The sequence below is a fragment of the Mesorhizobium sp. WSM4844 genome, assembly GCF_055811775.1.
Genome location: NZ_JBVVQB010000001.1, coordinates 66,462 through 74,973 on the forward strand (window position 1 = coordinate 66,462; position 8,512 = coordinate 74,973).

At 57.9% G+C, this 8,512-nt stretch carries 8 protein-coding genes; 5 read left to right on the forward strand and 3 right to left on the reverse strand.

The annotated features are described in order from the left end of the window. Positions 1–183: 183 nt before the first annotated feature. Both AC0L2A_RS00350 and AC0L2A_RS00355 read right to left on the reverse strand, forming a co-directional pair. Positions 184–2,199 carry a hypothetical protein gene (locus tag AC0L2A_RS00350; protein ID WP_473607087.1) on the reverse strand — a complete coding sequence of 672 codons (2,016 nt, stop codon included), beginning with the start codon at positions 2,197–2,199 and terminating at the stop codon, positions 184–186. Positions 2,200–3,206: 1,007 nt separating this feature from the next. After that, positions 3,207–3,506, reverse strand: a complete 300-nt coding sequence (locus AC0L2A_RS00355) for a hypothetical protein (protein ID WP_473607088.1) — start codon at positions 3,504–3,506, stop codon at positions 3,207–3,209. Positions 3,507–3,799: 293 nt separating this feature from the next. Here AC0L2A_RS00355 and AC0L2A_RS00360 point away from each other — a divergent pair, with 293 nt between their 5' ends. Both AC0L2A_RS00360 and AC0L2A_RS00365 read left to right on the forward strand, forming a co-directional pair. Further along, complete coding sequence (locus tag AC0L2A_RS00360) at positions 3,800–4,015, forward strand: hypothetical protein (protein WP_473607089.1); 216 nt, start codon at positions 3,800–3,802, stop codon at positions 4,013–4,015. Positions 4,016–4,091: 76 nt separating this feature from the next. Beyond that, a complete protein-coding gene (locus AC0L2A_RS00365) occupies positions 4,092–4,325 on the forward strand; it encodes a hypothetical protein (RefSeq protein WP_473607090.1) in 234 nt (77 codons plus the stop codon). A 36-nt stretch (positions 4,326–4,361) separates the two neighbouring features. On the opposite strand, the gene AC0L2A_RS00370 is transcribed toward AC0L2A_RS00365, so the two are convergent. Beyond that, complete coding sequence (locus tag AC0L2A_RS00370) at positions 4,362–5,270, reverse strand: MBL fold metallo-hydrolase (RefSeq protein WP_473607091.1); 909 nt, start codon at positions 5,268–5,270, stop codon at positions 4,362–4,364. Between the two features lie 217 nt (positions 5,271–5,487). Here AC0L2A_RS00370 and AC0L2A_RS00375 point away from each other — a divergent pair, with 217 nt between their 5' ends. The 3 genes from AC0L2A_RS00375 to AC0L2A_RS00385 all read left to right on the forward strand — a co-directional run bounded on the left by AC0L2A_RS00375 (position 5,488) and on the right by AC0L2A_RS00385 (position 8,348). Next, entirely contained in the window at positions 5,488–6,072 is a 585-nt protein-coding gene (locus AC0L2A_RS00375) for a biotin transporter BioY (RefSeq protein WP_473607092.1), read from the forward strand. A gap of 424 nt (positions 6,073–6,496) precedes the next feature. Beyond that, positions 6,497–7,054 carry a transcription termination/antitermination protein NusG gene (nusG, locus tag AC0L2A_RS00380; RefSeq protein WP_473607093.1) on the forward strand — a complete coding sequence of 186 codons (558 nt, stop codon included), beginning with the start codon at positions 6,497–6,499 and terminating at the stop codon, positions 7,052–7,054. A 274-nt stretch (positions 7,055–7,328) separates the two neighbouring features. Then, on the forward strand, positions 7,329–8,348 hold the full coding sequence (locus AC0L2A_RS00385) for an NAD-dependent epimerase (RefSeq protein ID WP_473607094.1): 1,020 nt from the start codon (positions 7,329–7,331) through the stop codon (positions 8,346–8,348). The last annotated feature ends 164 nt before the right edge of the window (positions 8,349–8,512 follow it).

Genomic DNA, 8,512 nt, shown 5'->3' on the forward strand with positions numbered 1-8,512 from the left:
CCTTCGCGGGAATCAGGTGACGTTGAACATCACCAGCCTGCCATGACCGCCCCTCTCAGCGAATTTGCAGAACCCTCAGCACACTACCTCGCCTCGGATTGTCCAAGGAAAACCTGTTGAGTCTCCATCTAGTCTCATTGGATGTCACTTCTCAACTAAAACGATACCGCAGTAATTCACTTCTCAGAGCGGAGTTCGAACACCCTCGCACCGGAACGACCACAATGATCCTTCAAGATCGGATTTCACGGAGAGTCCGTTGGTAACTCGGATGTCAACTATCCAGATCGGGTCATGGTCAATCGCGCCGCTATCCTCTGATGCCAAATTGTACGCTCCTGAAACGTCGATCACCCTTCGCCCCGCCGTTTTCAGGTCTATGGTGAATAACGTCGCGCCGCCAATGTTGCGGAGCTGGAGGGTTGCCGTCCCGCTATCGCCGGAATAGGCCCGCAGCACATCAATGCTGATGCGGTTGATGAACATGCGCTTGCCGATCGGGTTGGTGATAGATCCCCCGGTAGGCGGTATAATCCGCTGGTCGAAGGAGAAGAAAGCCGGCCCGATGTCGAAGGAGTCAATATCGACCGGTGTGGCAATGGCTCTCCCGAGCGTCCTTATTTCTTTGCCGTAGGGGCCGACAAAGGCAAGGTCGCGCGTCCTGATATTGCGGTGGCAGAATGCCCTGATCTCGTCATCCGTGCTCAGGGAAATGAGGGAATCCCCTTCGAAGTAGACGACATCATCCACTTCGTAAGGCATCTTGTTCAGCCGGAAGGCCGGGACGCCTGCAGAGGTGTAGAACATCGCATCGGGCGACATGAACCGCGCGATCTGCGACGAGTCGAAATGCCTGCGCGGGATTGACAGCAGCGTATCGCTTTCCTTCGTGATCGACACTTCCCGATAGTCGCCGGAGAAAAGGCATGTCTTCGTGGAACTGATGACGACGAATTCCGTGCCTTCAATGGAGATGTTCTCCGTTAGTGAGCTGGTGGGGCCGAGAACAGAAGTCGCGCTGGCCGACAGACCAACAAGACGGCCGCGCCTGACAACGAGGTTCTTGCTCGGTGACAGGTTCCAGAGATCCTGAGCCTGCACGTCCTCAAGAATGAGCGAACGTACGCCCACGCCAGCCCCTATTTCAAGGCATTTGGAACTGCGGAACACTACCTCATCTATGCACTTGTCGAACTCAATCCCGCCGCGGACATCAAGCTCGCACGCATCGACGTACTTGCCTTGGCTGACATACAAGCCGCCGTCCATCTGGCCGCCCCTGATCTCGCAGTAATCAAAGCCACCGATGGTCACGCGGCCATTGCGCTCAAGGTTAGCGTTAGCCGTCGTCCAATTCGGATTGGCAACGACATTCATGTCGTAGATGATAAGGCGGCGATAGCCTTTGAAGTTGCTGCGATCGGCAGAGATGATGCGAGGGGCGCCAAATACGAAGGTGCCGGATCCATTCGGCCAGCGGGCGTCATAGTCATACGTCAGTCTGCGCCGCAGCGAGACGCTGCTGCCGTCAACACTCTCGATCTCATTGTATTCTGAGATGCGCGGATCAGGCGGGAATCCGGAGAAGCCACCACCGCTGAAACCATAAATGAAAACACGCGCGCCCGCCGTGAGACCGGTTCCATCCAAAGAACCCGTCACCTCGACGGTCGTATCCCCCGCAGACGCCGTGGCGATAGTCTCGCCCGCATAGTAGTTCCCAGAGGGAGCTTCATGACCATTGGTCATGAAGATGGTGCCGAAATGCAGCCCTTCGTTGTCGGACACGAACCCGACATCTGCTGCCCCGCCGTGCGTGTTCATGATCGCGGCGCCGTTGAAATCTAGCGTCAGGTATTCGATGCCGCAAAACATATGGGCGTGCTTGGTGGTGTAGGTCTTCCCTGTCTCGCCAATCCAATGAAGATGGCCATGCTTCCGGCCCCAGTCACACATCGCAACCATTGCGGCGTCGTCATCGGTCGTGCCGTCACCGACAGCGCCGAACATCTCGGCTGTCACGGCAGCCCGTTCTGCAATTTCCCCTCCGCCGGCGATCGAATCATGGAGTACGCCCTGGGCGCTCGTTGGCTTTACCGAATGGACGGAGAGATTCGCAATTGTTCCTTCGTTGGCTTGCGGTGCACTGGGCAAGATAGCGCTACCCCCAAGCAGGCGAAGAAAGGAACGACGTTTCATTCAAATCACCAGTCGTTGTTTTGCGCTCGATCGCCGCCGTTCAGTATGGTGCGACGAATTTTATCCGAGCCGCTCCATGGGAGTGGTACTCCAGTTTCGGGCCGATTAATGACGGATATTGGGGAACGATCGAAAACAAAAGGGAGCCTGTTTAGGTACGGGCCTTCGAACAGGTTCTGTTCGATAGCACCCCGCGGTGCCTGCCTACTACACGGCGTATATTAGCGCCAAATCAATAGCCGCACCTCATTGATAGATTCGTTAATCGCTGATAGGATGCCTGGGAGTACTTGGTTAAAGTTGGGCAGAGTTGAAAATCGTTTGATGTATTCTATGTGATCTGTTGATGAATAATGTAATTTTTGAGCCCATCAGCAAGGCTTATAATGTCCGCCGGACCTCTCGGGCTGACCGCACAAAAATCCTTGGCTTATTAGTTGTTCGGCGAGATCAGCCCCGTCCTTAGTAAAACACTGGGCCACTATAGAGTTGTACAGCCTTGCGGCGACAAGGCCATCACAAGGCGTGCCCAGTCCTACTGGCTTGCAGGAGACCGTCTGCGGCGGGAACCGCTGCCTTGCCGCTTCGGACACGAGGCCAATCATCCCAGACGGCTTCGTGAAAGTCGCTCCGCACAAGATCACCTGTTTGGATGCAACAGTTATATCCCTAATGTCTTTTATTACGAGTTTGCCGCTAAATGGTATCGGGCTGTCGATCCTGACCGGCGGGCGTTTTTTGGGCTCATTCGCTTGCAGTAGGGCGAGGATTCCCCACGTGAACAGCGCCAAAAACATCGCTAAAATCGCAGGCCAGCGCCAAGACATACGTTCTCCGACCTGTGACATACAACGAAATCTATATTTTACGGTCGCGCAAAGCAGCGGGCCAACGGATACTTAACAGCCTCACTCGCACCCGGCAATTCGCACGATCTTCGGTTATCGGTGCGCCACCTCACAACGTCGGCTTGCAACGCTGTTGTGAGACTGATCCATTTACAGGCGTCAAGCCGCTCGTCCAGCAAGTGAACGAACACAATCGCGTCTTATCAAAGCCTTGCCCTGAAGGACCTCGATCGCTGCGCCAACCAAAGCGAGGAAGAGTACCAACTTCGCTTTATGTTCCCGCCAACTGAGACTCCCAAAAAATTTCAACACAGCGAAAACGGTGGCGTGACTCAGCCTGTCGTAATGGAAACCTACCTCGAAGCCGAATTCCGTAAGACGTGGCACAGGCAAAAGCGCAAGCACGGCAAGCAATGTGACGAAAAAACCTATCCGTTCGGTGACTGATTGCAATCCCATATGATCTCTTGAAAGCTGGCAAGGCTGGGCTCGGTGATCCGCACCGAGCCTACTATCATGTCGAGGGCAAAGCGGTGCCTGCTACCACGTTTGCATCCAAGCTTCGAAAAATCAACTGAACGTGCTGCGCATCGCCACGATCGCCGATCAAGAACTTGCGATCCGTGAAAGCAAAAAACCTGTCTCTTTCCATGTTCCATGCGCGTTCTTGTCTTTTGTCAGGATCGAGTGCAGGCGCTCTGTGAGCGCGTCTCATTGGATTCTGATGATCGCCCTCCCTGCGCATCGAAGCCGTGGCGCGTGGTCTCGACGTCGAGGAAGGCGTGGATCTCATCCCCGCCGACGCCGATCCTGGCGCCAAGTTTTGGCAGATCGAGATCGTTCAGGCGCCTGGCGGCGATGTGCGGCGGTTCTGGTCGAAACGGCCCGTCGCCATTGGCCAGCCGAATGCCGCGTTCATGGCATCGAACAGCAGTTGGTGGCGGTCCACTGTTATGGGCCGCGACTGACAACCCCAGCCGAAGCCTTGGCGTATCGCGGCACGGGGCGGATGTGCTTAACCATTCCATCGCCCCTGAGGCCACCTTGGCGCGCGAGATCGGCGCTTGCTTCGTGCCCTGTGCGTTCGTCACGGCGGGCTTCAACGACTATATGGACCGCAATCGGCGGAAATTGCTGCAGGAGGACGTGCTGCCCAATCTCTCCATGACAGCCTCGCGGGTCGCGCTGGAGACCGCCGCGCGACTTTCGGCCAAACCGGAATGCTCTTGCCAGGGTTTAAAGTCGCCTCAACCGGCAGAGCGTTCCAGCCGGTTCTGAGCTTTCAGGAGCGTAGTGCGAGTTCGTGGCTGGATCTTAGCCAGGCGGCCTGAATATGCCGTCGATTGCCGGCTCGCCGTCGGTGCTCACCAGGCCGCGGGCCACCAGGTCCTCGAGATGGGCAAGCACCGACAGTCCGGCCGCGCCGTGCAGGCGCGGGTCGGTATCCCTGTAGATCGCCGCGACCATCTCCTTGATCGTCCGGTGACCGCTTCTGATCCGCTCCAGGATCGCTTGCTCGCGTGCCCTGCGATGCGCCTTCAACTCGCGCATGAAACTACGCGGCGCGGTCACCGGCCCGCCATGGCCGGGCAGCAGCAGGCGGTCGTCGCGCTCGATCAGCCGATCCAGCGAGGCCATATAGTCGGCCATGGCGCCGTCCGGCGGCGCAACGATGGAGGTCGCCCAGGCCATGACATGATCGGCCGAGAACAGGATACCGTTTCCTTCCAGCGCAAAGGCTGCATGATTGGCGGCATGGCCCGGCGTCAGCACCGTTCTGATCGCCCAGCCGTCGCCGTTTACCACCAAACCATCGGGAAGCGCGATATCCGGATTGAAGGCGGTGTCGGCGCTGGCGTCGAGCGGATTGATTTCGCCTATGCGCAGCGGCCTCGCCGGCCGATGTGGGCCCTCGGCCAGGATAATTGCGCCAGTGTGCTGCTTCAGCCGCGCTGCCAGCGGAGAATGGTCGCGATGCGTGTGGCTGACGAAAATATGGCTGACCGGCCTGTCTGCGATCACCTCGATCAGTGTCTTGAGATGCGCATCGTTATCCGGCCCCGGATCGATCACCGCCAGCGTCTCGCGCCCAACGATGTAGCTGTTGGTGCCGTAGAAGGTGAACGGGCTGGGATTTTTCGCGGTAATCCGAAGCACGTCGGGCGCAACGGTCACGCCGTGGCCGTAGGCCGGGTCGAAGTCTGTGTCGAATTTCAGCGCCATGGCCAATGTCGTTCAGTTCTGTTGCAATGCGTGTCGCGCTAAAGTGTGCAGCGGTTTTGCGATAACGACACGCATAAACAACAACCTAAAGCGCGTCGCATGAGCCCGTCGAACGCCACGCGCTTTAGAGACGGCAAAACCGATTGCCGCATAGCACGGAAGCCAATATAGGAAAACGCAAGGCCGCGATCTGCGGTAGTCCGCAATGAGGAAGACCATGGCAATTGCAACGACGCCGCTTGTTTCTCTCGCTCTGCCTGAAAAGGGCGCCGCCCGCCTGGCGACCCAGCTTTTGCTGGCGATCGTTGGGACGCTGCTGCTGACCTTGTCGGCCAAGACCAGGGTTTTGCTCGGACCGGTCGACATCTCGATGCAGACCTTGGCCGTGTTCCTGATATCAGCTGCATTCGGCATGCGCCTCGGCGTCGCCACGCTGCTTCTCTACATGGCGGAGGGCGCCATCGGCTTGCCGGTCTTCCAGGGCACGCCGGAAAAGGGCATCGGCATTGCCTACATGCTCGGCTCGACCGGCGGCTATCTCTTCGGCTTCGTGGTCATGGCGGCGATCGTCGGCTGGGCCGCCGATCGCGGCTGGGATCGTCATCCGGTCAAGCTCTTCAACGCGATGCTGGTTGCCGAAATCGTCATGATGGCGATGGGCTTTGCCTGGCTGGCGCTGCTCATCGGCCCGGAAAAGTCATGGCAGTTCGGCGTCGCGCCCTTCATTGTCGGCGACCTGATCAAGGTCGGCCTGGCGGCGAGCCTTGTGCCAGCCGTCTGGTCACTGCTCAAGCGTTCCTGAACTCTGGTCGACGCAATCGCTGGCTGTAATCGTGCAATGATCCTGTTTCAGCGACGGGCTCGTCGGACTTCTCGTCATCGCAGGGCGGGCCATTGGCCGGCATCTGCTATGCAACGCTTTGCTAACGATACCGTCACACTATGGTCAAGACTAAGGACTAAGGACCACAACAGCCAGCGATTCGTCCCGAGCCAGTGTAACCAGGCGGCTACACATCGGCGCAATCGTTCAATACCGCTGGTTGGGTGGCTAAAAAAATAATGCGGCTCGATCGCTTCTTAGGCATAGCTGAAGTTAATGGACAAATAGCAGGAATTTTTTCGACGAACCGCCTTGATCCCCGCGACACAGCTGCTTACCGGCATCGTTGCGCTGTCGTAACCCTTGACATCAACCATGCCGAAAACCGCCGAGAGCGAGACGTGTGATTAGCCCGAAAAAAACAACTGTTAAGGCAGCGTTGCAACCGCCCGCGGTCGGCGCCGCAGCGCGCTGGTATGCCGCCAGCGTTTTTCCGGGAAAAGAAGACGTCGCCGAACGGCATCTCCGGTTGCAGGGGTTTCACCCGTTTATACCTCGCAGCGAGAAGACCATACGTCATGCCCGGCGCATCGAGACGCGACCGGCAGCATATTTTCCAGGTTACATGTTCATCGCCCTCGATGTCGCGCTGCAGAGGTGGCGCTCGGTCAATGGAACGTTCGGCGTGCGCTCCCTCATCATGCAGGGCGAGCGGCCATTGCCGGTCCCCTCGGGATTGGTTGAGCGGTTCATAGCCCTGACTGGCAAGGACGGCTTGCTTGATTTCAGTGGAGGCCTTACTGCGGGCGCTTCGGTTCGGATTCTTGCAGGTCCTTTCGCGGAGATGATCGGTCGCCTTGACCGGCTCGATCCGGCCGGAAGGGCCCGGGTTTTGGTTGCCATCATGAATGGCGAGATCCCTGTTGACTTGGATTCAAGGGAACTCGTCGCGATCGCATAATTGACGCTCGGTTATGCGATGCAATTGCTGCAAAGTCGGCTCTCGGGATCACCCGGGAGTGCGGTAGCCATTGTGGGGGGCAGAGAATCGCTCCCCGGAAATAGTTGGATAGTAGTATGGGTCAATCTCGCACGCTTGGGTGGGAAATACCGGGAGCAGGTGAGAAACCGGCGATATTTTGTGCTATCGATCGGCAACGGTTTCGCTCCGTTAATGCCGTGAGTGACGCCGGCAGAGCCGCCATTCCCAATCCGGCGGCGGACGATCGCTTCTGATGAAAGTGCTGGTCACCGGCATTGCCGGCTTTATCGGGTTCCACGTTGCTAAAGCATTGTTAGAGCGCGGTGACGAAGTCGTCGGATTCGACGTCGTCAACGACTACTATGATCCCAAGCTGAAAGAGGCGCGACTTCGTCTCCTAGAGGAAACGAACAGACGGACCAATTCCGGCTATCACTTCATCCGAGCCAATCTCGCCGATCGCGCTGCTGTCGAAATATGCTTTGCCGATCACAAATTCGATCGCGTAGTCCACCTCGCTGCGCAGGCCGGCGTTCGTTACAGCGTCGAAAATCCGCATGCCTACGTCGAGAGCAACTTAGTCGCCTTCACTAACATACTGGAGGCCTGTCGCCACGCCGACATCGCACATTTGACCTATGCCAGCACGTCGAGCGTCTATGGCGCTAACACCGATATGCCGTTTTCAGAGCATCGGCCCGCCGATCATCCGCTGCAATTCTACGCTGCCACCAAGCGTGCCAACGAGTTGATGGCGCATAGCTACAGCCATCTGTTTAGACTGCCGACAACGGGCCTGCGCTTCTTCACCGTCTATGGCCCGTGGGGCCGGCCCGACATGGCGTTGTTCCTGTTCACGAGGAACATACTCGCCGGAGAGCCGATCAAGCTCTTCAACAACGGCAACCACACGCGCGACTTCACCTATGTCGAGGACATCGCCCAAGGCGTGATCCGGGCGAGCGACCAGCCGGCAGCGCCAAACGCCGGCTGGGACTCGGACGATCCGGACCCCGCGACGAGCAACGCGCCCTGGCGCATCTTCAACATCGGCAACAACAACCCAGTGAAACTGACCCAATATGTCGAGGCGCTGGAAGAGGAACTGGGCCGCAAGGCGATCGTGGAACTGCTGCCGCTGCAGCCGGGCGACGTGCCGGACACCTTCGCAGACACCTTGGCCTTGCAGGCCGCCGTCGGCTATAAGCCGGTGACCCCTGTGCGGGACGGCGTGGCGGCATTCGTAGCTTGGTTTCGCACTTATAATAACTGAGATGAGACGCTTGCCGTCTATTACGACACCCAAGAGTGCGGTAGCCATTGTTGGAGCCGCAGGATGTCGGTAGACGTGGCAGTGGAGAACTGTTGGTGGCCTTTGCGGATGATCGGTTAACTGGTTAATGGCTTCGGGAATTTGAATACCTCCACTATCAACCT